General features: G+C 39.0%; 27 protein-coding genes and 1 pseudogene. 22 read left to right on the top strand and 6 right to left on the bottom strand.

Annotation, left to right across the window (positions count from 1 at the left end; all coding sequences use genetic code 11):
* Window positions 1-204: pseudogene (locus tag ACK4HU_RS21320) on the top strand (NUDIX hydrolase); the annotation flags it as partial.
* Here the strand turns inward: ACK4HU_RS21320 and coaD are convergent.
* The 4 genes from coaD to ACK4HU_RS21300 are packed head-to-tail and all read right to left on the bottom strand — an operon-like array spanning window position 201 to window position 2,635.
* A complete protein-coding gene (coaD, locus tag ACK4HU_RS21315; protein WP_409810004.1) occupies window positions 201-656 on the bottom strand; it encodes a pantetheine-phosphate adenylyltransferase in 456 nt (151 codons plus the stop codon). The pseudogene ACK4HU_RS21320 and the gene coaD overlap by 4 nt on opposite strands.
* Before the next feature lie 3 nt (window positions 657-659).
* A complete protein-coding gene (locus ACK4HU_RS21310; protein ID WP_409810002.1) occupies window positions 660-1,478 on the bottom strand; it encodes a DUF3822 family protein in 819 nt (272 codons plus the stop codon).
* A gap of 12 nt (window positions 1,479-1,490) precedes the next feature.
* Window positions 1,491-2,075, bottom strand: a complete 585-nt coding sequence (locus tag ACK4HU_RS21305) for a hypothetical protein (RefSeq protein WP_409809999.1) — start codon at window positions 2,073-2,075, stop codon at window positions 1,491-1,493.
* A gap of 50 nt (window positions 2,076-2,125) precedes the next feature.
* Window positions 2,126-2,635 carry an NUDIX domain-containing protein gene (locus ACK4HU_RS21300; RefSeq protein WP_409809996.1) on the bottom strand — a complete coding sequence of 170 codons (510 nt, stop codon included), beginning with the start codon at window positions 2,633-2,635 and terminating at the stop codon, window positions 2,126-2,128.
* Window positions 2,636-2,649: 14 nt separating this feature from the next.
* Between ACK4HU_RS21300 and ACK4HU_RS21295 the strand changes: the two genes are divergently transcribed.
* The 5 genes from ACK4HU_RS21295 to ACK4HU_RS21275 all read left to right on the top strand — a co-directional run bounded on the left by ACK4HU_RS21295 (window position 2,650) and on the right by ACK4HU_RS21275 (window position 8,396).
* Window positions 2,650-4,098, top strand: a complete 1,449-nt coding sequence (locus ACK4HU_RS21295; protein ID WP_409809993.1) for an ATP-dependent RecD-like DNA helicase — start codon at window positions 2,650-2,652, stop codon at window positions 4,096-4,098.
* Window positions 4,099-4,271: 173 nt separating this feature from the next.
* Window positions 4,272-4,670, top strand: coding sequence for a DUF1573 domain-containing protein (locus ACK4HU_RS21290; RefSeq protein ID WP_409809990.1), 399 nt, complete (start codon window positions 4,272-4,274; stop codon window positions 4,668-4,670).
* A 227-nt stretch (window positions 4,671-4,897) separates the two neighbouring features.
* Complete coding sequence (locus ACK4HU_RS21285) at window positions 4,898-6,643, top strand: ABC transporter ATP-binding protein (protein ID WP_409809987.1); 1,746 nt, start codon at window positions 4,898-4,900, stop codon at window positions 6,641-6,643.
* A gap of 35 nt (window positions 6,644-6,678) precedes the next feature.
* Entirely contained in the window at window positions 6,679-7,644 is a 966-nt protein-coding gene (locus ACK4HU_RS21280; protein WP_409809984.1) for a metallophosphoesterase family protein, read from the top strand.
* Window positions 7,645-7,802: 158 nt separating this feature from the next.
* A complete protein-coding gene (locus ACK4HU_RS21275) occupies window positions 7,803-8,396 on the top strand; it encodes a hypothetical protein (RefSeq protein ID WP_409809981.1) in 594 nt (197 codons plus the stop codon).
* 19 nt (window positions 8,397-8,415) lie between these two features.
* On the opposite strand, the gene ACK4HU_RS21270 is transcribed toward ACK4HU_RS21275, so the two are convergent.
* Window positions 8,416-9,534, bottom strand: a complete 1,119-nt coding sequence (locus ACK4HU_RS21270; protein WP_409809979.1) for an ATP-binding protein — start codon at window positions 9,532-9,534, stop codon at window positions 8,416-8,418.
* A 235-nt stretch (window positions 9,535-9,769) separates the two neighbouring features.
* Here ACK4HU_RS21270 and ACK4HU_RS21265 point away from each other — a divergent pair, with 235 nt between their 5' ends.
* A complete protein-coding gene (locus ACK4HU_RS21265; RefSeq protein WP_409809976.1) occupies window positions 9,770-10,471 on the top strand; it encodes a LytR/AlgR family response regulator transcription factor in 702 nt (233 codons plus the stop codon).
* Between the two features lie 79 nt (window positions 10,472-10,550).
* Window positions 10,551-10,967 (top strand): response regulator, encoded by a 417-nt coding sequence (locus ACK4HU_RS21260; RefSeq protein ID WP_409809973.1) that lies wholly within the window; start codon window positions 10,551-10,553, stop codon window positions 10,965-10,967.
* 26 nt (window positions 10,968-10,993) lie between these two features.
* Here the strand turns inward: ACK4HU_RS21260 and ACK4HU_RS21255 are convergent, their stop codons facing one another.
* Window positions 10,994-11,929, bottom strand: coding sequence for an EamA family transporter (locus tag ACK4HU_RS21255; RefSeq protein ID WP_409809970.1), 936 nt, complete (start codon window positions 11,927-11,929; stop codon window positions 10,994-10,996).
* Between the two features lie 113 nt (window positions 11,930-12,042).
* On the opposite strand from ACK4HU_RS21255, the gene ACK4HU_RS21250 reads away from it, so the two are divergent.
* The 14 genes from ACK4HU_RS21250 to merTP form a co-directional block, all read left to right on the top strand.
* Entirely contained in the window at window positions 12,043-12,531 is a 489-nt protein-coding gene (locus ACK4HU_RS21250) for an N-acetyltransferase family protein (RefSeq protein ID WP_409809967.1), read from the top strand.
* A 215-nt stretch (window positions 12,532-12,746) separates the two neighbouring features.
* On the top strand, window positions 12,747-14,531 hold the full coding sequence (locus tag ACK4HU_RS21245) for a DUF1080 domain-containing protein (protein WP_409809965.1): 1,785 nt from the start codon (window positions 12,747-12,749) through the stop codon (window positions 14,529-14,531).
* A 19-nt stretch (window positions 14,532-14,550) separates the two neighbouring features.
* Entirely contained in the window at window positions 14,551-16,479 is a 1,929-nt protein-coding gene (locus tag ACK4HU_RS21240; protein WP_409809962.1) for a c-type cytochrome, read from the top strand.
* A gap of 155 nt (window positions 16,480-16,634) precedes the next feature.
* The gene (locus tag ACK4HU_RS21235; RefSeq protein WP_409809959.1) at window positions 16,635-17,807 is read left to right on the top strand and encodes a tyrosine-type recombinase/integrase; all 1,173 of its coding nucleotides are present in this window, start codon (window positions 16,635-16,637) and stop codon (window positions 17,805-17,807) included.
* A 53-nt stretch (window positions 17,808-17,860) separates the two neighbouring features.
* Window positions 17,861-18,448: a DUF6155 family protein gene (locus tag ACK4HU_RS21230; protein ID WP_409809956.1), complete on the top strand. Its 588-nt coding sequence runs from the start codon at window positions 17,861-17,863 to the stop codon at window positions 18,446-18,448.
* Entirely contained in the window at window positions 18,445-18,582 is a 138-nt protein-coding gene (locus ACK4HU_RS21225) for a hypothetical protein (protein ID WP_409809954.1), read from the top strand. Before ACK4HU_RS21230 ends, ACK4HU_RS21225 begins: the two co-directional genes overlap by 4 nt.
* Before the next feature lie 62 nt (window positions 18,583-18,644).
* A complete protein-coding gene (locus ACK4HU_RS21220) occupies window positions 18,645-19,946 on the top strand; it encodes an amidohydrolase family protein (protein ID WP_409809950.1) in 1,302 nt (433 codons plus the stop codon).
* Between the two features lie 189 nt (window positions 19,947-20,135).
* A complete protein-coding gene (locus ACK4HU_RS21215) occupies window positions 20,136-20,735 on the top strand; it encodes a porin family protein (protein WP_409809947.1) in 600 nt (199 codons plus the stop codon).
* Window positions 20,736-20,737: 2 nt separating this feature from the next.
* Window positions 20,738-21,322, top strand: coding sequence for a hypothetical protein (locus ACK4HU_RS21210; protein WP_409809945.1), 585 nt, complete (start codon window positions 20,738-20,740; stop codon window positions 21,320-21,322).
* 3 nt (window positions 21,323-21,325) lie between these two features.
* Window positions 21,326-22,534 carry a flavin monoamine oxidase family protein gene (locus ACK4HU_RS21205; RefSeq protein ID WP_409809942.1) on the top strand — a complete coding sequence of 403 codons (1,209 nt, stop codon included), beginning with the start codon at window positions 21,326-21,328 and terminating at the stop codon, window positions 22,532-22,534.
* 188 nt (window positions 22,535-22,722) lie between these two features.
* Entirely contained in the window at window positions 22,723-22,914 is a 192-nt protein-coding gene (locus tag ACK4HU_RS21200; protein ID WP_409809939.1) for a hypothetical protein, read from the top strand.
* Window positions 22,901-25,234, top strand: coding sequence for an AAA family ATPase (locus tag ACK4HU_RS21195; protein ID WP_409809937.1), 2,334 nt, complete (start codon window positions 22,901-22,903; stop codon window positions 25,232-25,234). The genes ACK4HU_RS21200 and ACK4HU_RS21195 overlap by 14 nt, the downstream gene beginning before the upstream one ends.
* The gene (locus tag ACK4HU_RS21190) at window positions 25,235-25,414 is read left to right on the top strand and encodes a hypothetical protein (RefSeq protein ID WP_409809934.1); all 180 of its coding nucleotides are present in this window, start codon (window positions 25,235-25,237) and stop codon (window positions 25,412-25,414) included.
* 33 nt (window positions 25,415-25,447) lie between these two features.
* Window positions 25,448-25,907: mercuric transport protein MerTP (gene merTP, locus ACK4HU_RS21185; protein WP_409809931.1), on the top strand; the 460-nt coding region annotated here is incomplete at its 3' end.

Raw genomic sequence — 25,907 nt, 5'->3', positions numbered from 1 at the left:
CAAAACAGGAAAAGTATTTTAAAGAAAACCTACTGGTATGCGATGGATTCGATCAGTGATGTCGGAATGAAGCCGCAGGTTGAAGAAGGAATTGATGAAATTTTGTGGTTATCAGAAGCTGACTCTAAAACGGCGCTCATTAATTCTTATCCTTCAATGCGGTATCTTTTTAAGCAATACCTGAAGAATCACATCAAAATTTAAATCGGGAAGGGTAGGAATTCGCTGACGTCACCACCATAGCGATGAACCTCGCGGATTACTGTCGAACTAATGGCAGCATATTGTGGAGAAGTGATCAAAAATACGGTTTCTAAGTCTGAATTGAGATACCGGTTCATTTGACTGATCGTATTTTCGTATTCGAAATCAGTCGTATTTCGAAGACCTCTTACTAAAAATTGGGCATTGTAGGTTTTCGCCAAAGTTGAAGTCAATTCATTATAAACAATTACCTGGACTCGATCATTGCCTGAATAGACTCCTTTAATTTTTGACACCATCAAGTCTATGTCAAAATACCGATTTTGTTTGGTTGAGTTGTAGCCAATTCCTATGATCACCTCATCAAAAAGGTTAAGACTTCGCAACACGATATCGTGGTGTCCCATCGTAAATGGATCGAATGATCCTGGAAAAACAGCTATTTTCTTCATCTTCTAGTCATACTGCCAATAAGCCTCTAATACATTTTCTGATTTGAGATGCTTAAAGCCATGTGAATAATTCTGGTTGGCATGTGGATTCACTAATCTGAAATTTTGAAAATATTCATTACCCCAAGTTTGAGATATACCACTCTCTTCGGTTGCTCCAAAAATGCTGACCTTGACATGATTTCGAACGAACTTTAATTGATTCATGGCGATCAAAACATATTTGAGAATATCTTCTTTGGATGAAATTTCAAAAACATTAAATAGACTAAGATCCTGGTCGGTGTATGCGGCAATATAAATATGAGATTTGAAGTAATTCACCAGGATTTCCTGTCCAATGAGATTGAATCGTTCTTTGAATAAATAAGAAAGAAAGGAACAGCTTCCATGGTGGAGGGTAATCTCGGAGAATCTTGCGTCCAGATTTTTTTTAAGCTTGGAAGGGATGAAGCTCACTACCTGTATATTGTTGCTGTCTAAAGGAGAATAGAAATACTTGGCCTCAACAGGTAATTCCTGAGCAAATCCTAAATATTCGTGCTCTTTTCCGGGCTGAAAAAGCACTCCTGGAACTAAGCTGAATGCTATTTGGTGAAAGTAAATTTTTGCGGGTACATCCTGTCGCAAAAGTGGGTCTGAAGAAAAAAGCCCATCCAAATCCGCTAGTTGAAATTCAATGTAGTGGTGAATGGCAATATTCGCCTGATTCTGATCTTTTGCAAAAATAAATAGCGAGGTAGGATAAATAAAAAGTGATAGGCTCGCTGTGTTAATCACATCAAACCTATCACTTCTATACACCTTAAGGTTATTTTCCAAAATCCAAAGGGATTATTTCCAGTTACCTTCGGTGGATGCGTCAGTTCTAGAACCTACTCTTAATGCTTTTTCCTTGTTATTCGCTCTTCTTGCAGGATTGACAGGAGCCGGATCTCTGATTTCAAATACGTTTACCAGATAACCACCTGTCTTCTCTACTTTATCTGCGAAAAACTCAAATTGCTTCCCACCGGTTCCTGGTACTACAGGCAACAAATTGATGTTGAAATCAGGATATTTTCTTGAGTTGAAAAGTGAATCCATCACCCCTACAGATCCTAATGTATCCAATGTAATAGTGATTTGTTCAGCACCATAGTCCAATAGTTTGGTTGTTTCGGTGCGCTGTACCATCCAGATAGTACCACCTTCGATAAACATTCTCAAAGAATCCCAAGAGCTTGCGTATTTACCATTTGAAGCCTGATAGGCTATTTGTGCCTCACGTAGCATGGTGAGCTTTTCAATGGCTGCGGCTTCCAATAATGCAATTCTTTTTCTTTCCTCAACTACGTCATCCACACCTTTCCAAAGAAGGTATCCTAGAAACACAGCAACAGCGAAGAATACTACTGATAGAATTTTTGCGAGATTCATTTTGAAATAAATTTAGAAATCTGGTTAAGGTTGAGGTTTTTTACAAGATGCTATTTTATGGAAATATTTTCAAAATTAAAATAACCATTCCACAATCCCAGCTCCGAAAGGGATTTAATTCCCCAAAAGACTTTATGAAGGGATGTATTTGGTATGTTTTTTATTTCTGATATAGTTTTCCAGGATATCTCAAGGAGAATTTGATTTACAGGTGAAAGTTCGGGGTCTTTTCCCAATTCTACATTGCCGTTTATCCTTTTTACTTCAAAAAAATGTTCCATGGCATGAAGGGGAGGATTTAAATACTCATGGACGAATAGATACCGACCCACTTCTACCTCCAAATTGGTTTCTTCCAGAAACTCCCGCTTTAAATTATCCTTTGCGGTGCTGCCAAAATTCATCCCACCACCGGGAACAGACCAAAGGGTTCGGCCATTTCCCATTTGGTGCTTGACCATCAAAAGCTTGTCGTTCTCAATAAGAACCCCATTCACCCGTGTGCGGAGTTGGTTTCCAAATTTTGCTTCGATTTCTTTGCTGATTTCGTCTTTTGACATCTACATTCGTCTCTATGGGTAAAGATAATCAGGCAGAATTTAAGCCATCAGTACTACTTGGTAAATATTTTCCCTTTTCACCAACTTTTGGACAGGCTGAGTTTTTTAAGCGAATGGATCATTTTCTGCTAAAAAAAGCGGAAGAAAAACCCGTTTTCGTACTTAAAGGCTATGCCGGCACAGGAAAAACTTCTCTTACATCAGCTCTGGTCAAAGTTTTACCTAAGCTGGATATGCGCTCCTTACTTCTCGCTCCAACGGGGAGAGCAGCTAAAGTAATGAGTAATTACTCGGGAAGAGGTGCCTACACGATTCATAAAATAATCTATAAACCTAAAGGTGATCCCGGCACGATGGGCGGTGGGTTTATTCTTCAAAAGAACTACTACAAAGACACGGTTTTCATCGTGGATGAATCCTCCATGTTGGCAGATGATGGGGGAATGTCAGGAAATTTGCTTTGGGATCTGATTCAATATGTTTTCTCCGGCAAGGATAATCGACTTTTGCTGATAGGTGATACAGCACAACTGCCTCCTGTGGGCAGTGAATATAGTCCGGCCCTCGATGCAGGATATTTGCTCAGGCAGTATCGATTGGAAGCTGATCAGATTGAGCTCGCCGAGGTCATGCGACAGCGCCTGGAATCTGGGATTCTATTCAATGCCACTGCACTTCGAGATCAGTTATTGCAACAGGAACCCAAAGTAAAAATCCAGACGAGGACCTTTCAGGATATTTTCAAAATGACTTCCGAAAGACTGGAAGATGGCCTTCGATACGCTTATGGAAAATATGGTACAGAGAATACCACCATCGTCACCCGATCAAATAAGGCGGCTGTTCAATTCAACTTATATATCAGAAGTGTGATTCATTTCTTTGAGGAGGAAATTAACGCCGGCGACCTACTCATGATTGTGAAAAACAACTACACCTACATGGCAGAATCTGAGAAGGTGAACTTCCTGGCCAATGGAGATATGGTAGAGGTTATGAAGATCCGAAACTTCGAAGAAATGTACGGACTCAGGTTTGCTACTTTGGAGCTTAGATTGCTGGATTACCCAGAAGAGCCTTTTTTCGAGGCAAAAGTCATCTTGGACACACTCTATTCCCCTAGTCCTTCTTTGACCAGAGATCAGTACCGAAGCCTCTATGAGCAAGTTTCGCAGGATTATGCAGATGTGGCAAATAAGACTGAACGAATGGAATTGATTCGGAAAGATCCCTATTTAAATGCCCTGCAGATTAAATTCGCCTATGCCTTGACTTGTCACAAGGCCCAAGGGGGACAGTGGCAGGCTGTTTTTGTCGATCAAGGGTATCTCAAAGATGAGCAGGTAGATCGGGACTTTGTCAGATGGCTCTACACCGCGATTACTCGGGCTACAGAGGAACTTTATTTGGTGAATTTTTCTCCAAATTTCTTCGTGAAAGCACAGGATTCAGCTGGTGATTAACCTAACCCTTTTCGCCTTCACAATAATTAACACCAATGAACTTTAAGATTGGCACGTTCTTTTCAATTTTGGAATCAAAATCTACCTGACTGTGTTATTTTGATACTTAAGGAAAAATCGAAATCTTTGAATGTTATTTCAGTTAGGCTTTAAAAAACCAAAATTATTATAAAATGAAAAAATTAGGACTTCTATTCTCAATGTTTGCTTTTGCATTAGTGTTTCATGCAAATGCTCAGGAGCAAGCTGCTGGTGCGGTGATCACTTTCAAGGAGAATTCCATTGATTTTGGTGATATCGTACAGGGCGCAAAAGTGGAGCACACCTTCACTTTAACTAACTCTGGAACTGCTCCCTTGGTCATTTCTAATGTCGCTGCAACTTGTGGTTGCACCGTGCCAAGCTGGCCTAAAGAGCCTGTCGCTCCAGGAAAATCAGCTGAAATCAAAGTTTCTTTCAATTCTACCGGTAAAATGGGCAAGCAAAACTCTGTTGTAAGAATTTATTCTAATGCCTCTGAGCCAATCGAGAAAGTTTCGTTAATATCAAACGTGCTCCCAAAGACAAATTGATTTAATCAGTTTGGAAAAATTTAAAGCCTGTACTCTTCGGAGACAGGCTTTTTTACGTTAGCTCAAAAAATAATCCATGATTCATGGACTGTTGTGTATTCAGTCGCAAATCTGAAGCTGACTGATTATTACTTGGTTTTTTATTAGGAAAAACAAATTTCAAACAAAATTGATAAAACGAACCTCTAAAGATTTTTTTGGGTTTCTCATTTCAGTCAATATAAACTATGGCAAGAACAGCAGAACGTAAAGTCACCATGGGCCAGGTCTTTAAGACCATCATTTGGCCAAGAAGGAAACACTTATTTTTAGGACTATTTCTTATTATAATCAGTCGGCTTGCCAGTTTGGTTCTGCCTGGTGCGAGTAAATACCTCATCGATGACGTCATTCCGAGCAATGATCCAAGCAAGCTCAAATGGCTGATAGTAGTAGTGGTGGTAGCTATCGTCATTCAATCCGTTACCTCTTACAGCCTCACCCAAATACTCAGCGTGGAAGCTCAGCATTTGATAGCCAAGCTTCGTTCTCAGGTTCAAAAGCACATCATCAAACTTCCTATTCGATACTTCGACAATGCCAAAACCGGTGAATTGGTTTCTCGAATCATGACCGATGTAGAAGGTGTAAGAAATCTCGTCGGAACAGGCTTCGCCCAAATGATCGGAGGAGTATTGACAGCGGTCATTTCCTTGTTTTTGTTGATTAATATCAGCCCGATGATGACTTTATATGTTCTTCTTCCGGTGGTGGTTTTTGGTTTAGTCTCGCTTAAAGCTTTTGGGAAAATCCGTCCAATTTTCAGAGAAAGAGGCAAAATCAACGCCCAAGTAACCGGGAGACTTACTGAGACATTGGGCGGGATTCGTGTAATCAAAGGCTTCAATGCAGAAGCGCAGGAGATTAAGACATTTGAAAGAGGAGTAGAAGAGCTGTTTTTGAATGTAAAAGCAAGTCTCACTGCCACTAGTTTGGTGACCTCTGCAGGTGCACTTTTGCTTGGATTGGCTTCAGCAGGAATCATGGGAATCGGAGGATACATGATCATGGAAGGGGAGATGACCTTTGGCGATTTTCTTGCTTTCACTTTGTATTTGGGATTTATGATCGCTCCAATCGTCCAGATGTCCAATATCGGGAGTCAACTGACGGAAGCTTTTGCAGGATTGGACCGAACAGAAGAGATCATGAATACACCGCTTGAAGCGGACGACCGAAAGCGAACCAAGGTCTTGGATACTATTATGGGTGATGTAGAGTTTCAGGATGTTTCTTTTGCCTACGAATCGGGAAAAGAGGTCGTGAAATCAATTAATTTCAAAGCTCCCGCGGGTTCGGTGACTGCCTTGGTGGGTACTTCAGGTTCCGGGAAAACCACTATAGCGGGTTTGGCAGCTACTTTTTTGAATCCGGACTCCGGGAAAATTCTTCTCGATGGATATGACCTTCAGACAGTGACTTTAGAATCTTTCCGATCCAAATTGGGAGTGGTACTTCAGGATGATTTTTTGTTTGAGGGTACTATACGGGAGAATATTCTCTTTCCAAGGCCAGAAGCGTCTGAAGAAGAACTTCAGAAATCGGTCAAAGCCGCACATGTGCAGGAATTTTCGGATAGATTTGAATTGGGACTTGATACGCTGATTGGAGAGCGGGGAGTGAAGCTTTCCGGTGGTCAAAGGCAAAGAATTGCTATTGCAAGGGCAATATTGGCTGATCCTAGGATATTGATTCTCGACGAAGCAACTTCCAATTTGGATACTGAATCTGAAACATTGATTCAGGCCAGTTTGAAAGAGCTGATGAAAGGCAGGACTACTTTTGTGATTGCACACAGATTGAGCACCATTCGCCAAGCAGATCAGATCTTAGTCATTGAGCAAGGTAATATTGTAGAGCGAGGAAAACATGAAGAACTTATTGAACTTCAAAAAAGATATTATCAACTCTACACCTACCAGGCAAGGATATAATTTTGCTTTAGGTTATTATTGCAACAGAAAAAAACATGTCAAATTCAAGAAGAGCTTTTCTCAAAACCAGTTCGGTATCACTTCTTAGTTTGGCTATTCCTGAGTCTCTCGCTGATTTTTTTTCATCCAAAGAAAAGCTGAGAATTGGATTGATCTCCGATCTTCACGTCGATGTGATTCATGACGGTAAGGAAAGATTACAGTTATTTCTGGATCAAATGAAGCTGGAAAAACCAGATGCGTTGATCCAAATGGGCGATTTTGCAATACCCAAACCGGAGAATTTCCAAGTGATTGAAAATTTTAACTCTGCACATGCTCACACTTTTCATGTATTGGGGAATCATGATATGGATGAAGGATTTTCAAAAGCATCTGCTGCGAAAGCCTATGGAATGCCTGCATTCTATTATTCCAAGGACTTAGGTGACATCAAATTAATTGTATTGGATGGCAATGATTCCGGAGGTCCTACAAAACAGGGTGTCTATGATTCCTACATTGGGCCAAATCAACAAGTTTGGCTTATCGAAGAGTTCGAGAATACTGCTAAGCCTGTGGTGATTGTTTCCCATCAGCCAATAGCCGGTATTTATCCCATTGTCAATTCTTTGGAAATTCAGTCAATCCTAAGCCGCTTTTCATCCAAAATCTTACTGGCGATAAATGGTCATGCCCATGTCGATCAGCACATTATAGTCGGGGGTGTCAACTATGTTCATATCAATTCGGCTTCGTACTATTGGGTAGGAGAAAAGCTAGCTCATGAAAGTCTTACCCCTGAAATTCACCAAACTTACCCCTCCCTTCAGTTTACTTGTCCCTATATGAATCCACTTTTTTCTTTACTCATGATAGATCCCAAATCCAGAACTATTTCAATTCAGGGTAGAAAAACTGAGTGGATTGGGCCTTCTCCGATTGAGCTCGGCTACTCTATTTTGACTGAAAGTGATCAGAAATGCTATGTTCAGCCAAGAATAAGCAAAAGAAAAATCTGATTTTTGTGAAGTTTTGGCATGTTCTCATTTACTCGAAAAATAAGAAGAACATAAGTAAACTTATTTTAACCTTTCACAGGAAATTATGACTTTGATCATATAATTGATTCAAGATTGATAATTTTTTCCCATATTAAAAGATTAATGTTTGAGGCTGCATGAATCTTATCATTATTGGAGCTAATAAATTTGGAATTTACCTCGCCGAAAACTTCGAGCAATTCCGCCTTCGTCACACACTCTTAGGGTTTGTTGACGATAACCCTAAGTTGAAAGGGAAAGAATTTGCTGGTTTGCCTGTATTGGGCACAGTCGAACATCTTTTTGAGCTAAAGAAAATTGCCGTGGTACTCGCAGTTCAAGATCCCAACGAAAAAATCGATATTGTCAGACGCCTACTTTATCATCCTTCTATTGATTTTCCTAATTTATTTTCAATCAACACCTGGGTTTCTAAAGACAGTATTTTCGGAAAAGGCAATCTCATCTTAGGTGGGAGTTTGATTAATTTCGGGACCATGATTGGGAATTTTAATTCTATTAATCATAATTGTTCTATTGGGCATGAGTCAATTATCCAAAATTATTGCAATCTGGAGGAGTCTGTGAATTTTGGAGGATACAGTATATTAGAAGACGAAGGAGTGGTAGGTAAGGAGGCCGTTATCGCCCAAGGAGTGAGGATAGGTCGTGAGGTAAAAATTGCCCCAAAAGCTCAAATTGGGGAAGATATTTCCTCAAAGAGTAAATGATACATCTATCCGTCTTTCCTTAGCAAGGAAATGAAACGAAAAATTCAGAGCCTTTTCCCAGCTTACTGTTGAACCAGAGTTCTCCATTTAATTTTTTGGTTAATTCCTGGACAATATTCAAACCTAATCCGGTCCCCTTGATATTCCCTACATTTTTTGCTCTATGAAAGGAAGTAAAAATATGGTCTTGATCTTCTTTAGGAATCCCTAAGCCATAATCTTTGATTCTTACTTCAAAGTATGACCCTTGAAATGATAGGTGTACTTCAGGATCTCTTGCCTTTTCGGAATATTTGAGTGAATTAAATATTAAATTTCGAAGAATGTGAATGAGTAGGCTTGGGTCAGTTTCAATCGTCTTGTCAGTTTCTGGACCAAAATACCCGACTGTTCTTCGGTCAAGATTTTCTTGATTGATAGAGTCCACCAGATCGCTTACAAACCTTGATATGAGGATTTTTTTTGACAACACCTTCATTTCTTGGTGGATGCTTTTCTCCAAGAGTAGCACATCACTCGTTATATCAGTGAGTCTGTTGGTTTGATTAATGATTTTGTTGACATGATTGATGATTCTGTCTTTGATTTCAGGCTCAAACTCTTTTTGTAAAAGCATCTCAATCAAGAATGCACTACTCTGAATGGTGGCAAGTGGGGTTCTGAACTCGTGGGAAGCCATAGACACAAATCTTGATTTGAGCTGGTTTAGGCCCTTTTCTTGGTAGGCTGCGTCTTTGAATTTTTTTAGTGAGGTCTCTCTGTCTGTCACGTCCCGACCGATTGCAAATATTGCCTGAATCACTTCAGGGGATTTGAAGAGTGGTTTGAATATAAATTCAATCAAAAATTTCCGTTTTGTAATTGGGGAAATGACCGGGATCACCATTTTGTGACCAGACTTCATCAGGGGTAATGATGGGAAATTACCCATTACGTCATTGATTTTTTTTCCAATTGCATCTTTGATGGAAATTTCCAGGAGCTTTTCCGCAGAAGAAGAAAGATATTCCACTTTCATTTCGGGACTAGTTAACAGGAGAATGTCCTCAGATTGATCAATGAACATCCGAAGAATATCGCCTTCCGATAGTCCTGAAGGAAGCAAGTTATGAGATGTATCTTGGTTAGAATTAGTCAAAGTTTTAAATTACTCTTGGAAATTTTATGATAATTAGAGAGAAATTCTGAAAACCTAAAATTAATAGTATGTCTATCTTATGATTTTGGAATTTTGGATAAAAGTATAGAAGGATTGACCCAGTGCAAAATTTTCCGGACTCATTACGTTTACAATTTGCTACAGCATACTTATTTTCTTAAGATTTAGATGATTATCGAGAGTGAATGAGAGCTAATGTTTTATAAATTTAAAAATGAAAAAAATCCTTATCGTAGAAGACGAGCAAGAGTTAGCTAATAATATCTGTGAAATACTGGCTAACTTAAACTATAAAGTTGCTGCTGTAGTGGATAATGCAGTGAGTGCCCTTGAATTTCTTGAAGCCAATTCAGTGGACTTGGTTTTGATGGATATCCTTATTCACGGTGACTTGGATGGAATAGATTTGGCATACAAAATCCGGGATAGCTATGATCTTCCGATTGTCTTTAGCACAGCTTATTCAGGAACTGAATATCTAGAACGCATTTCATCGGATATTCATGAAGGTTACTTACTCAAACCTTTCACGCTTGACAGCCTGAAAACAGCTGTTTTCTTTGGGTTGAAACATCATGAAGAAAAATTAGCAAAAGGAAAGAAGGAAAAAGGATCTCTGAAAATAATGGATAAGGGATATTTGGTACCTGTGCCCTACAGTGAAATCACCTATTTAAAAGCTGACGGACTTTACACCAAAGTGTACACTAAAGCCAAGTCTTATTTAATCCGCGATATTCTTAAAAGTTTTGAAGAAAAATTACCTTCCAAGCAATTTTTGAGAGTTCACAAGTCCTTTTTGGTAAATATTTCCTTCATTAATTCCTTTAATGCAAAAAAAGTAAATCTTGGAGAAACAAGTATTCCGATCAGAAGAGGACTGTACAAGGAACTTTTGGAAAAGCTAAATCTCTGAAAAATTAAACAAAGTAGTGGCATGATTTAGGTTTGCCAAGTGCATATAATCGAGAATAAAATTAGCTCAAGTAGTATCTATGAAAAAATTTAAAGTTTTGATGATTGAGGATAATCCGGGGGATGTTCTTCTCACTACAGAGGCACTTGAAGAGAGCAAGTATGTAGTCGATATTGATGTTGCTACCAATGGTAAGGATGGAGTGGATTTTTTGTTTCAAAACGGGAATTACAAGAATGCTACCCGGCCTGACTTAGTATTGCTTGATATTAATTTACCACTCAAAACTGGACATCAAGTCCTACAGGAAATCAAGTCAAATCCTCAAACCCGTGATATTCCAGTCATCATGCTGACCACATCTTCTACTCAGGATGATATTTTGACCAGCTATCAGGAGCAAGCAAGTTGTTACATTGTCAAACCTTCAGAAGCTGATCAATACCGGGAATTTATCCAAGTTTTTGATCGATTCTGTGGCACATTCGATCAGTAATTTCCAAAATTCGTTTTAAGGAGATCTCATTCAAATTTGACTTCTTTTTTGGATTCTTTTCCTTTGGTGCTAAGAGTGAGTAAGACGATAGTGATAAGAATGAATAGGGTGCCTAACCAATCCATTGGCCCAAAGTAAATCCCCAACCAAACCACTGCCACCCCTGCTGCAGCAAGCGGTTCGACGCTGCAAAGCAAACTTGCCGTCGTAGCACCAATGATGTTCACTGCCTTTAAGAAAAAGTAAAAAGCTAAAACACTTCCAAACAGGATGATATAGGCGAAAGCGAGGCCCGCTCTAAGATCCCAGACACCCTGCATTTCCCAAGGGTTAGAAAATGGTGCGAACGCAATTCCACCTAGCAGCATTCCCCAACCGGTAATAGTGGCGGGAGAGTAAGTTCGAAGCAAGCCCACAGGCTGAATGGTATAAAATGCCAAAGCAATTGCAGAGAGAAATCCCCACAGTAAAGCGGCCTCAGAAATCACGAGTGTATCAAAAGAACCGTGTGTCACAAGAAGGAAGGTGCCAACCAAAGCCAAAGCAAGTGAAGCATATTCAGCGAGAATGGGCCACCTTCTATTTTTAATCGCATAAAATGCAACCACCAGTAAAGGCCCGGTGTATTGCAAAACAGTGGCCGTGGCGGCATTTGAGAGCGAAATGCTGTAGAAATAAGTGAATTGGACAGCGACCATTCCAAAAATGCTGAACAGGAGAAGTCTAAGAGCATCCACTGGTTTCCTCCATATCCTGAACGTATCAGAATTCTTTTCACTGAGGGAAAAAATCACCAGAATAAGTCCTGCAATCAACATCCTCCAGCACACTAACCAACCTGGATTGAATCCTTTTTGCTCAAAGAGATATTGGGCACAAGTCCCTGATATTCCCCAAAAAATCGCCGAGCCAATAGCCATAATCAAGCCTGGAACTTTTTGGTATTTGGTAGGAGTGGACATGTGATTTTTTTGGCTCAATCAATTTGCGAAGATATCTGCTATTTTTAGATTTCAGTTTTGTAGAGGAACTAACATTTTTCAAAGAGTTCAATAGAACGAAAAATCCAGAAAATATGACTTTGAGCTTTAGAAAAGCCGTTCAGTTGGACTCCTTTGAACTTTGGAATATTATTGAGCCAATTGTCCGAGAGGGGAGTACTTATGTTTTTTCACCGGATTCATCTAAAGAAAAAATGATGGATTATTGGCTCGCTCAGGATAAAGCAACCTATGTTACCGAATCTGACGGGGAAATTGTGGGGACTTTTTTTCTAAAAGCAAATCAACCCGACAGAGGATCCCATATTGTCAACGCGGGATACATGGTTTCTCCAAAAGCTAGTGGAAAAGGGATTGGGAAAGCCATGGCAGAATTTTCATTTGCCGAAGCTAAAAGATTGGGCTTTCAGGCTATGCAATTCAATTATGTGGTGAAAAATAACACTGTAGCAGTCAACCTTTGGCTGAAACTAGGATTTGAAATTGTGGGGGAAGTTCCTGATGCTTTTCTCCATCCAATTCTTGGTCCAACCAATATTTTGGTAATGTATCGAAAGCTTTGAAATGAGAAGCAAGAAACTAGACACAAGAAGCTAGACTTTAGAAATAAGAGACATGCAACAAGAATCAAAAAAACAATGTTCAAATTGATTCACAGCACAAAAAACCGATGATTTTGATCATCGCCAAAAGGAATTGATCATTGAATTTGATCATTGAATTTGCTGCTCTGAGCAATCAGAAGTATTTTCACACGCTTTAAATTTTCAAACACTTTATGCTCTCAAACCTCAAATCAATTTGGATTGGTATGGCCTTGACTTTTTCGGCTATCTCAGTCCAAGGACAAACCAAGCTTCAGCTTTCAGATTTCAAAAATAATGGTGGAAGCTGGTCGGAAGTTGCCAAAGTCTGGGCTAATCCTCTTCAGTCCGAGCAAATTCTTTTTTCCGAAGGAAAAGGAAACATTATTCTCAATGCTCCAACCAATAAGAAGCCGGGAACCGATATTGTGTCCAGTGAAAAATTTGGAGATGCGGAAGTTACCCTTGTCTACATGATGGCTCCCGGGTCCAACTCAGGGATTTACCTGCAGGGGCAATATGAAATCCAACTGCTCGACAGCTGGTCAAGAGTAGCTGTCAAAGCTGGAGACAATGGAGGTATCTACGAACGTTGGGATGATACTAAGCCTGATGGACAAAAAGGTTACCAAGGATATGCTCCACGCCAAAATGCAAGTAAAGCTCCCGGTATTTGGCAAACGCTGAAAGTGCATTTCAAGGCGCCTCGATTTTCAGCTTCAGGGGATAAAATCCAAAATGCCCGAATCGTCTCCGCTACACTTAATGGTGTAACTATTCACGAAGACGTGGAGCTTTTCGGTCCTACTCGGGGCGCTTTAGCTGGGGGTGAGGTAGCAGAGGGCCCTATTCGAATCCAGGGTGACCATGGACCAATTGCGATCAAGTCTCTGGAAGTAAAGCCATTTGATACTCCCGCTCCGGAATTTAAGAACATTTCATTTCAGGTTTTTCCTGGTTCTTACACCGAATTACCTGCTGAAAATACTTTAAAAGCGTCATCTGTCGGTAAAATCGGGTCTTTTGACGAGTTTGTTGCCGGACTGACTACATCTTCACTGAGTAAGTTTGAAGGAACAATCTCAGTGAAAAAGGCAGGAAACTATACCTTCAGAATGGCTGTGCCAAACAATGGACTTGGCGCGATTCAACTTGAAAATACCTCTGAACCAATTCAGTTACGACAGGGGGTAACAACAGTTGAGAAATCACTTCAGCCGGGTGAAGTTCCTTTTGTGATTTGGGTTTCCAAACCAACGGATTGGACTGCACAGGGATTTTACCTAACAGCTTATGCTGATGCAATGTGGCAGCAAACGTATAGCAATCCTGTGGGAATGAGCTCTTGGTCAGCAGATGCGATCTTGGTAGATACTCGTGAAACGCCGGTGTTAAGATCGTTTATCGATCTTCCTAACCGAACAAGAATCTCTCATGGTATCTCAGTTTCATCGCAATCAGGCACTCATTATTCTTATGATTTGAATTCAAATCAGCTTTTGCGGGTTTGGAGAGGAATATTTTTGGATGCTACACCGATGTGGAATGATCGTGGAAATGGCGTTTCAAGACCGTTTGGCTCTATTACAGAATTGAGCTTAGCTTCTGGATTGCTACTTAATTTAAATAATAGTTCAGTAAATGATGAATGGCAAGCTAAAGGCTATCGAATTCTGGGTGACGGGTCAGTTTCATTTTCTTCCCAATCAAAAAATGGTCTGGAGCTGAAGGATCAAATACAGGTAATGCCCGATGGAAAAGGTGTCGATCGTAAAATCGAACTTTCAGGAAGTTCTGCTCCACTGAAAATCAGAGTGGTGCCTGGTAAAGTGCTGACTAAGATTTCAAAGAATTTATTTTGGATTGAGGATGCAGGGCTTTATCTGAAAGTCTCAAGCTCAGACCAAAAACCTGAGGTGGGTGCTGATGGAATTTTTCTACCCATCACGACAGCCTTAAGTTATAGTTTATTGTTTTAATCCTGAAAAAAGAAAAGATATGTTTCGATTGAATATAAATTTGAAATCATTGACTCTTGGTGCATTAGCACTGGGAATGAGCCTTTCTTTAGTCGCTCAGGAGTCACCAAAAGAAGAGGATTTTTTCAAAATTCTCAAAGTTCCCGCTCCCGAAGGGACTTTACTTGAAGTGGGTGGACTTACCATGCTTCCCAATGGTAGTTTGGGAGTTTCAACCCGTCGAGGTGATGTTTTTATCGTGGATAATCCCACATCCCAGAAACCCTATTTTAGAAAGTTTGCCTCCGGTCTCCATGAAATCCTAGGTCTGGCCTATCACCAAGGCTCCCTTTACATGGTACAGCGGGGTGAATTGACGCAATTGGCGGATCTCAATTCGGATGGAAAAGCAGATTGGTATGAGACCATCGCCAGTTGGCCGCTTTCTGCGCATTACCATGAATACAGCTTCGGACCCAAAATCATGGCTGATGGAAGCTTTATCGTGACGACCAACGTCGCTTTTGGAGATCAGGAATGGTGGAGAGGCGAAAGCCGAGTTCCTTTTAGAGGCTGGACTTTAAGAATTCTGCCTGATGGAAAAATTGAACCTTATGCAACGGGAATGCGATCTCCAGCTGGTCCTGGCATTTTGCACGGGGAGGTGTTTTATACCGAAAACCAAGGGGATTACATGGGTTCCGGTGGACTTTGGCATTTGGAAAAAGGTGATTTCTCCGGTCATCCTGCCGGTCTTCGTTGGTCTGAACTCGAGAATTCTCCAGTCAAAATGACAACTGCTCAGTTTGACGCCGTAGTCGATCCCATGAAAAATAAGGATGCCAATGACCGATTTATTAAGCCTGAAAATGACGTTAATGCTTCTTTTATCACATTGGCAGAAGCTGAAAAATTGCTTCCTTCAATCAAACTTCCAGCGGTATGGTTGCCTCATGGAATCCACGGAATTTCCAATTCTGAGCCAATCATGATACCCGAAAACTATTGGGGGCCTTTTGGAGGACAGATTTTGGTGGGTGATCAAGGTCAGAGCAAGATCATGCGGATCATGCTGGAGAAAGTCAATGGCGTCTATCAAGGCGCATCGATTGATTTTAGAAGTGGTTTCCAATCTGGTGTTTTGAGAATGGTTTTCGCAGGAGATCAGTCGCTTTTTGTTGGAGAAACCAACAGGGGTTGGGGTTCGGCCGGTGAGGCGAATGAAGGCCTGCAGCGCTTGGTTTGGAATCGTGAAGCTCCTTTCGAAATGAGAACGGTGAAAGCAAGACCAGACGGATTCGAAATCGAATTTACCAAGCCGATCGACAAGAAATCAGCTGAAGATTTAACCTCTTACATGATTTCCAGTTTTACTTATAAGTATTTCCCGGTTTACGGAAGTCCTCCTGTTCGATCGATGGAACATGAGATTTTGGGTGTGGAGGTTTCTGAAGATGGCAGGAAAGTCCGGGTAGCGATTAAAAATCCCCAGCAATATCATGTCCACAGAATCAGCCTTCCGGGAATCCGCGACGCGGTGAATTCTCACGAGTTGGTACACATGGATGCGTACTACACGCTGAACGAGATCCCTTCTGGAGACAAAATGGTAATCAAACCAAAACCTTCCGTGGCTGCCACATCTCCGGCTGCAAAGCCGAAGGCCGGAAGTCCAAAACCAGCTGAAGCCGCAAGAATGGTGGAAAATGCAATTCCGACAGAAGCCGAAATCAAAGGTCTTTTGGCTAAAAATACCTGTACTGCCTGTCACCAAAAGGAGAAGAAGCAAGTAGGACCTGCCTACGTAGATGTCGCAAAAAGGAACTACACACCAGAAAAGATGGTAGAGTTGATATACAATCCAAAACCGGAAAACTGGCCTGACTATGCCACTCCGATGCCACCTATGCCTCAGGTACCTAGAGAAGAGGCACTGAAAATTGCAAGGTGGATTAATTCGTTGAAATAACAAAAAGGGAAACCGGAGCGATGAGCTCCGGTTTTTTTGGGATTGGATAAAAGCCTTGGGAACTTTTCCGACAACAAACGCTTACAATCGACTACAAACGATTAACTACCGACTTGCAGTGATTGTGGGTCCTATATTTTTTTCAAAAAAAGTACATGGAACAGCTCATTTTGTACATTCCGGCCCCAAAATCAGGAAGATTTAAAGTATTTATTCCTTATGCACTTAAATCTGAGCGTGAGGAATTCAAAAAGCTGAATACCAGTTATTACCATCCTTCCCAAAAACTATGGAGCATGGTCAATACTCCGGAAAATATCCGGCGGGTACAGGAACTCTTTGGTGAAAAGTTGAAGATGGATCAAAGAGAGCCGATTCAACTTCCGCAACCCACATTTACTTTGGCTGATAAAAGTTTGGAGGCAATGGACCAACTCCGGCAAAAACTTACGCTGAAGGCCTACAGTCCTTCAACAATAAGCAACTATGCCACCGCTTTTGCCAAGTTTCTCCGATTTTTTGAACAGCGGGAACTCACCACCATTACCAAAGAGGAGATAGAGGGGTTTGTCTATCACCAAATCAGTAAATATAAAATCTCAGAATCTGCTCAAAACAGTTTGATAAATGCCGTGAAAGCTTATTATGAACACGTATTGGGCAGGCCAAGAGAATATTATGATATCCAGCGGCCAAAAGCATCCCAAGCGCTGCCAAATGTTCTTAGCAAGGAGGAAATCGCCGGAATTATACAGGCTACTTCCAATCTCAAGCACCGGACGATACTACTCACCATCTATAGTGCGGGTCTCCGGATCAGTGAGGCTATTCGCCTTCGGGTTCGGGATATTCATTCTGATGAAGGATACCTATTCATCAAAGGATCAAAAAACAAAAAGGATCGAAAAACGGTGCTATCACCAATACTTCTTCAAGAGCTTCGAGCATATTATAAAGCCTTTAAACCATCCTATTGGCTATTTGAAGGGCAGGAGGGAGGGCAGTATTCTACTAAAAGTATTCAGAATATTTTTAGAGCTGCTGTGGCTAAAAGTGGTGCAAATCCTTGGTCGACGGTTCATACACTCCGTCACAGTTTTGCGACTCACTTATTGCAAAACGGCACCAACCTTCGGATAATCCAAGTTCTTCTTGGCCACGCAAGCAGTAAGACGACAGAGATCTACAGCCATGTGCTGGCGGTATCCAATAAAAATGTGGTGTCACCCCTTGATCAAATCACCGAATTGCTTAATTTGAGACCAGAAACAGCCGGAAAATCCACTCCTCACAAAACGGATATACACGACACTGGAGAGGGGAGTTAGATTTATACGGATGTTATAGCCAATGGTAGGACGACCGTAACATCTAATAAAATATGGGACTGACCGACATAAAAAAAGAACTTAAAAAACTGGACAAGGACAAACTAATTGACCTTGTTGCCGACTTGTATAAGAAGAACAAATCAGTAAAAGAGTTTTTCGACTTTTATGTAAATCCAGACGAGAGACAACTTTTTGAAAAATATAGGGACAAAGTATTTGAAGCGTTTTACCCTAAACGTGGTTACAACTATAAACTTAAAGACGGCAAACAAGCAATTAGTGACTTTAAAAAACTTGGGACATCGACAGAATTACTAGCTGACTTGATGCTATTCTACGTTGAGACAGGGGTAAAATTTACAAATGACTTCGGAGACATCAATGAAACTTTTTATAAAAGCTTAGCGACAACTTTTGTTGATAGCTTGACTTTGATGAGAAATGAAAACCTTCTCGACAAATTTGAAGACCGAGTTGGAAAAGTTGTTGACGACACGAGCGGAATTGGTTGGGGTTTTCACGACTATTTAGTACAAGTTTGGATTGACTTTTATCCAACAGAAGACGATGAAGATTATGAAGACGACAACAACGAAACAGAAGAAAACGGAAAAATAATAAAACTGGGCGGACAATGACGACTGAAAGAACCACTGGCTATAACAGGCGTTTGGCAAAAAAGCGGGTTCAGTGGTTAAATGAAGCTTTGTGCTTCGTATCAAGTTCAGTGCTGGCAGACAGTGAAGTGCTTCGAAATCCGCTTCTTCGCTAAGCGCCAAAACGTTGTGCTTCATTATGACAGACCGCTAACCAATAATAAAATTCTTCAGAAAAATGAACTTAAGACAAATTACATCAACCATATTTCTAATGGTCTTGACAATTACAACGGTAAGTGCACAATTCACCTTCGGCAACTATGCTTTGCAAAATGTCAATATTATTGATGTAAACTCAAATGATGTACTTTATGATTATACCATCTTAATCAATAATGATAAAATCTCAGACATCTTACCTTCCATAAATTATATAGCTAATGATACCGTTCAATCCATAAGATTGAAAGGGAAATTTGTAGTCCCAGGTTTAATTGATGCTCACGTACATTTTGCAACAAACCCAACAGAAGAAAGAAGTGATAATGCAGAAAAAGTGCTTAAAGAAATGCTATTAACAGGTATCACTTCGGTCAGAGATATGGCTGGAGATGCAAGAGCCTTATCTAGTTTATCAAGAAATGCATTAGTGGGTGATATAGTGGCGCCAAATATTTACTATTCCTCTTTAATGGCGGGTTCAAAGTTTTTTTCTGACCCAAGAACCATTGCAACAGTTCAAGGAGGAGTTAGCGGAAAAATGCCCTATATGAAAGCAATTGATGATAATTCTAATATGGTATTGGATGTAGCTGAAGCTAAAGGCACAGGTGCTTCTGGTATAAAAATGTATGCTAATTTATCGAATAATGAAGTTATAAAAATTGTTGAAGAAGCTAAAAGACAAAATATTGTTGTTTGGTCTCACGCAGCATTACAAATCTCTAAACCATCTGAAATAATATCTTCAGGAGTAACTTCTATTTCTCATTCAGAACTGCTTATTTATGAGAAATTTCAAAGAAGAGAGGATGTTCCTGCAAATTGGAAAGGAGCTAATGCAATAAATATGACAGCCGAATTTTGGGAAGAAGAATACGATAAACTTGGTTTGGATAAAATCTTTGAGCTAATGAAACAATACGATGTTGTACTCGATGCGACACTTTCCGTTTATGAGCATAATAAAAATTTGGAGAATACTCACTGGAGATATGAAATGGAAAAAAGAATAACTAGAGATGCAAATAAAGCAGGCGTAAAAGTGGCAGCAGGTAGCGACTCGAACCAAGAAACGTTTGTGCAATATGAGATGAAACTATTAGTAAATGAAGCAGATTTTACACCTTTTGAAGCCCTTGTCTCTGCTACTAAAAATTCGGCTCAAGCCGCTGGAATTCTTAAAAATGAAGGAACAATAGAAGTTGGCAAAAAAGCGAATTTACTCTTTCTAAATTCTAATCCAATAGAAAACATTGAACATATTGATGACATCTTTTTAGTAGTTAAAAACGGAAAATTGTACAATAAAAAATAACGAAAGCACAACAGCGTGTATAAGAAATAGCTGGTTTAGTGCTAAATCAAAGGTCAGTGCTTTTAATAAAAGTCAGTGCCAAACTGAAAGTGAAGTGCTTTTTATTCCGCTACTTCTCATACACGCAAAACGTTACCTGCTATGATAACAGAAAGTATCGATAAAAATTAAAATTACTAAATCAGACTAATGAAAAGAACAGCATACTTTCGTTTAATGATTACGATGATAGTCTTATTCTTTGCAAGTAATGTTAATTTGTTTGCTCAAGATAGAGAGACGGTAAAACAAAAAAGCGAGGCACATTATGGATTGAAAGTAGGCATCAACTTTGCCGAACTTTGGGGTAAGGATGCATTGCCAGAAAGTGACCGTAAAGTGGGTTATTCTTTTGGCGTTTATTCTTCTTATAAAATCTCAAAAGAGTGGAAAATTCAACCTGAAGTGATATGGTCGCTTCAAGGAGAAAAATCTAAAGAGAGTGGACGCTATAAGATTTCTTACCTCAATATACCCATTATGTTTAAGTGGAAAAGCAAGAAATTTTACACAGAATTAGGTCCACAGTTAGGCATACTCACTGTCAACACTGCCAAATCGGTTCCTGATGATTTGAGAATTGAAAACTTTGAAACATTCGATTTCTCTTTGAATGCGGGACTTGGGTATGAAGTTTTTGAAGATTGGAGTATTGGAGTGAGATACATACAAGGTATAACCAATATTGTAAGTGGGCGTGATTTAAGGAATAGTGTCATATACATAGGTATTGCATATAGAATTTTTTAGAAATGAACCTAATAAGCAAATTTTTACTTTTTTTCGTTTTTACTTACTTAGTCTCATCTGCTCTAGTCGCTCAGAATAGCAATAAGGAGTGGCAAGTTGGCTATTTTGCCCCATATCTGTCAAATATGGGTGGCACGGTAGGCTATGCTTTTGATTTGAAAGAATTAGGAGATAACTCCACAGAACAAAGAAAAAGCAAACAACGCCTGCAAATCTTAACACAATTGGGCTATTTTGCTCAAACCAATGTATCTCATAACTTCTTGCTGAACCCCGAATTGGTTTACAGATGGAATAAATCAGATAAACGCTTTTTTCTTACTTCTTCTGTTGGATTGGGGTATTTACTTGCGTTTCAAAGACAAGACGGTACATTAAACTTGGGGACAGGAAAAATAATTTACAGATATGACGATTTACACTATTTCTTACCTTCTCTAAATATAGGCTTGGGAGTTGACCCAAAAAAACACTTAGGTTTTTATTTTAAAGCTACTTATGGCAGAAAGTTGAGTATTCAAAATGCAAACGCTGCGTTTGTGGGGATTTCAACAGGCCTAATAGTAACGTTTAATTCAAAGAAATAATAAATGACAAGGAAAGAATTCATAGAAAAGAGCTTGATAATGGGAATTGGTCTTCCGTTTTTAAGCAGCACGTTGTTGCAATCTTGTAGTAAAGACGATTCCATATTTCCAAAATTTCATACTGATTTTTCAGGGAAAGTAATTATTGTAGGTGCAGGTGCAGCAGGATTAGCAGCAGGATATCTACTTAAACGATATGGGGTTGATTTTGAAATAATTGAAGCTGCTCCCGTTTATGGTGGTCGACTAAAAAAGTCATCCAATTTTGCAGACTTTCCCATAGATCTAGGTGCAGAATGGATTCACACAAATCCCAAAATATTGGCAGATATCATCAACAATCCTAGCTCAAATGCCAATATTGATATTATTGTTTACAATCCACAAACCATAAAATCTTGGAAAAACGGCAAGTTAAAATCACATAATTACATTAGTAGTTTTTACAGTGAATGGAAGTTTAAGAATTCCACTTGGTTTGACTTTTTTGAGCAGTTTATCGTGCCAGAGATTGCTGACAAAATTATTCTAAACAAGCCTATCACAGAAATCAATTATCAAGGTAATAAAGTTATTTTATCATCAGATAGCAATGAAACTTATGAAGCAGACAAAGTACTTATTACATCACCAATTAAAACGCTTCAAAATGAACAAATTACCTTTCAACCTTCATTACCTACTGATAAAAAAGAAGCAATCGATAAAATATTTATGGGAGATGGTATTAAAATCTTTATAGAGTTTAAAGAAAAATTCTACCCAGACATTTTGGCTTTTGGTAATATTTTCCAAGCTCTTAATGAAGAGGAAAAATTTGTGTATGATGCTGCCTTTAGAAAAGATTCCAGCAAGCACATCTTAGGACTTTTCGCTATCAACGACAAAGCTAATGCCTACACGCAATTAAACTCTGAGCAAGAGATTATAGCCAAATTTATTGCTGAGTTAGATGAAATGTTTGACGGAAAGGCAACAGCTAATTATATGAAACACACTATTCAAAATTGGTCGAAAGAACCATACATACAAGGAGCGTACTCATATTCCTTTGACGGCAACCAAAACAACATTGTAGCGACAATAAATGAACCCTTATTAAATAAAGTCTATTTTGCAGGTGAAGCACTATCAATTAAAAATCAAGCAATGGTACACGGAGCTTGCGAATCGGCATATAGTATGATAGCAACAATGATGAAAAATGAATAAAAGCACAGCATATAACACGGGTTTGGCAAAAGTGGCGGTTCAGTGCTCCGCAGACACATTTGTGGTTAATCAAAGTTTGGTTCTCCGCATCAACATTTGTGGTGAAAATCGCCACCTTCGTCAAGCCCGAAACCGTTAGCTGTAAGGATAAGAAACCCCAAGATGACTGAAAACTGAATAGTGAACATATGAATGATAACAATACCAAAGTTGCGAAAGAAATTGTAAAGCAGTTAAAAGCGAAAAAATTGATTGCTGATGAAGAAATCAATTTGGAAAGTAAAATTGCTAATGGAACTATCAGAGAAATTGATTGGAAAATAATTATTGAGAATCAAATAATAAACCTAGAAAAAAAGACTAAGGGTGAAACTGAGTAGTTTACATATCAAAGCCTTCAGAGGTGCGACTAAACCTCTTACCTTGAATTTTAGCCAAGACAAGAATATCACGTTAATCTATGCTGAAAACGGGAATGGTAAATCCTCAATTGCAGATGCTTTGGTCTGTTTATGTACTGATAGTGCTGGATCTTTGGATGACAAATCGAATAAAGACTATTCATTTCTAAAATCTTTAGGTGCAAGTAACTCTGATTTATTGATTGAACTTGAGACAGATACCCAAACATTTAAGGCTACACTTTCAGCAAACTCAAATAAAATAATAAAGAATCCATCTGATGGTTTACCCAAAGTAAAAGCACTAAGAAGAGCTCAAATCACCTCTTTTATTGAAGATACACCATCGGCACGGTATAAGGTACTTTCGTCATTCATTGATGTTTCAAATATTCAAAAATCAGAAGGGGAATTAAAGAGGTTAATTACAGCACTAGACAACGAACTTGGACAAAACCGCAAAAGTCTTTCTGATGCAAAGAGTACACTGACTGATATTTGGAATAAGGAAGAAAATCCACTCGGCAATTTGAAAGATTGGGTTCAGTTAGAAATTTCAAAGGACAATTCAAAACTTGCTGTAGAACTTCAAGAAAACAATTCTGTTTTACAAAAATGGAATTCATTGCAAGCTGTTGTTTCAAGCATTAAAACGGAAACCGCAAAATATGCAATAGCAAAAAATAACCTCTTAGAAGCGGAAAAGAAACTTAAAGAATATCAGCTTAAGAACCCTAATTCAGAGACTGATTTACTATCTGTTCTAAATGAAACTAAAAAGTTCCTTACAGCAAAAATCGAAGTTGACAAATGTCCAGTGTGTGAAAAGGATAATGACAAGCAGAAACTTCTTGAAAATGTTGATGGAAGAATAGCAAAAATGCAGGAGTTAAATCAACTGATACAAGCTATAAACTTATCCAAAGTTGAAAAGGATAAATTATACAACAGATTGCAGGGGCAGATTGAACCTTTCAATACTCAATTGATAGGTTTTAAAAACTTAGCCGTTAAATTGCCTGATTTTGAATTCACCAATAAATTAAGTGAAATATTAGAAACAAACACCACTAAAGAAAACTACATATTATTCAATGAAGTTTCTTTAAAACTCACGACAGAAGTAGAAAAATTATCGAAGCATAATCAAACGGTTAATAAGTCGGTTGGACTTCATAATTCAATAAAGTCGAATTATGAAAGCATAATTAGAAGCACAAAAAAATGTAGTGAGTTAGATAAATTATTAAAGCAAGCAAAAGCCACTTTAGACATATTAGAAGATACGCGGAAAAAATTTATTGACAGCGAATTAGTATCCATTTCTGATGAAGTAGAAACAATGTATCAGGAAATTCATCCGAATGAAGGTTTAGGGAACGTGAAGCTTTTCTTAAATCATACTTTTCAAAGTTCTCTTAATCTTTCCGCCAATTTCCATACGGAATCAAATATTACCCCACAATCTGTTTATAGTGAATCCCACTTAGATACCTTAGGGCTATGTATTTTTATTGCACTTGCAAAGAAGGAGAGTAATAAAGATGTTATATTAATACTTGATGACGTTGTAATGTCAGTAGATGAAAGGCATTTAGACAGAATTATTTCTCTTATCCATAATCAAGCTAAAAATTTTGCTCACGTATTTATTTCTACACATTATCGACCGTGGCGGGAAAGATATCGAAATAACAGAGCACCAAATCTCAATATTCAATTTTTGGAATTGCGAGGATGGTCGATGGAAAGAGGTATAACAGTTGCAAAGCCACAGCTCGTTTTGGAAGAAATAAAGTATTATTTAAGTTCACCAGAGTACTTTCACCGTGAAAATCTTTCAGGAGCTACTGGCAGGTTTTTAGAAGCTATTCTTGATTTTTTGACATTTAACTTTCAAAGTCGCTTGAAAAGAAAACCTGGCAATGACTACACATTGAGTGAACTGTTAGATTGTTTATCAAAAGACCTACTCAAAGTGTTAAGAGTGCAAAAAATGGCTGATTTAGGAGATGGAAAGTTCTGTAATAATACCGTTGTTGATGAGGTATATTTAAAACCGGTAATAGATGAAATTAAAAACCTGAAAGCTGTTAGGAATCAGGTTGGTGCTCACTTTACTTTTGACGGTGCTTTAGTAAGTGATAGTGACATTGAGGATTTTGCTAAATCAACCATTAAACTAGCCGATTTGTTGATTTGCCCTATAAATGGAACTTTGCCAGACAGGAATAAGACAGGGTCGAATTGGGAAACAAAGAGTGGTGCAATTAGACTCTTTCCTTTAATTGAACCATAAATGACAAATTATTACCAATACATGGAACGAATCCCTACAGCTAACAGGCGTTTGGCAAAAAAGCGGGTTCAGTGCTTAAATGAAGCTTTGTGCTTCGTATCAAGTTCAGTGCTGGCAGACAGTTTAGTGCTTCGAAATCCGCTTCTTCGCCAAGCGCCAAAACGTTATGCGGCAGCTTAAAAGACGACACCAATCAACATTGACGACAAGAAAATGAAATCAGAAAATAAACTCGCAGGACTTGGACTTTTGACAGCAATTTCGGCTTCACTTTGTTGCATTACGCCTGTTTTGGCTTTGTTGGCAGGGACGAGTGGACTTGCTTCGACTTTTTCGTGGTTCGACCCTTTAAGACCGTATTTAATTGGACTGACAGTTTTGGTGCTTGGTTTTGCTTGGTATCAAAAACTGAAACCACAAAAACAAATTGACTGCAACTGCGACACGACCGTGAAAACACCATTTATACAAACGAAAAAATTTTTAGGAATTGTGACAGTTTTTGTAGGACTTATGCTTGCGTTCCCAATGTATGCAAATGTTTTCTTTCCAAAAACAGAGAATAAAACAATCGTAACAGATCAATCAAAAATCCAGAAAGCAGAATTTATGATTGACGGAATGACTTGTTCGGGTTGCGAAGAACACGTTAATCACGAAGTAAATAAATTGA

This window comes from Algoriphagus sp. (genome assembly GCF_046296635.1).
In the GTDB taxonomy this organism is placed as follows: domain Bacteria; phylum Bacteroidota; class Bacteroidia; order Cytophagales; family Cyclobacteriaceae; genus Algoriphagus.
This window is presented reverse-complemented; position numbering and strand designations above follow the sequence as displayed.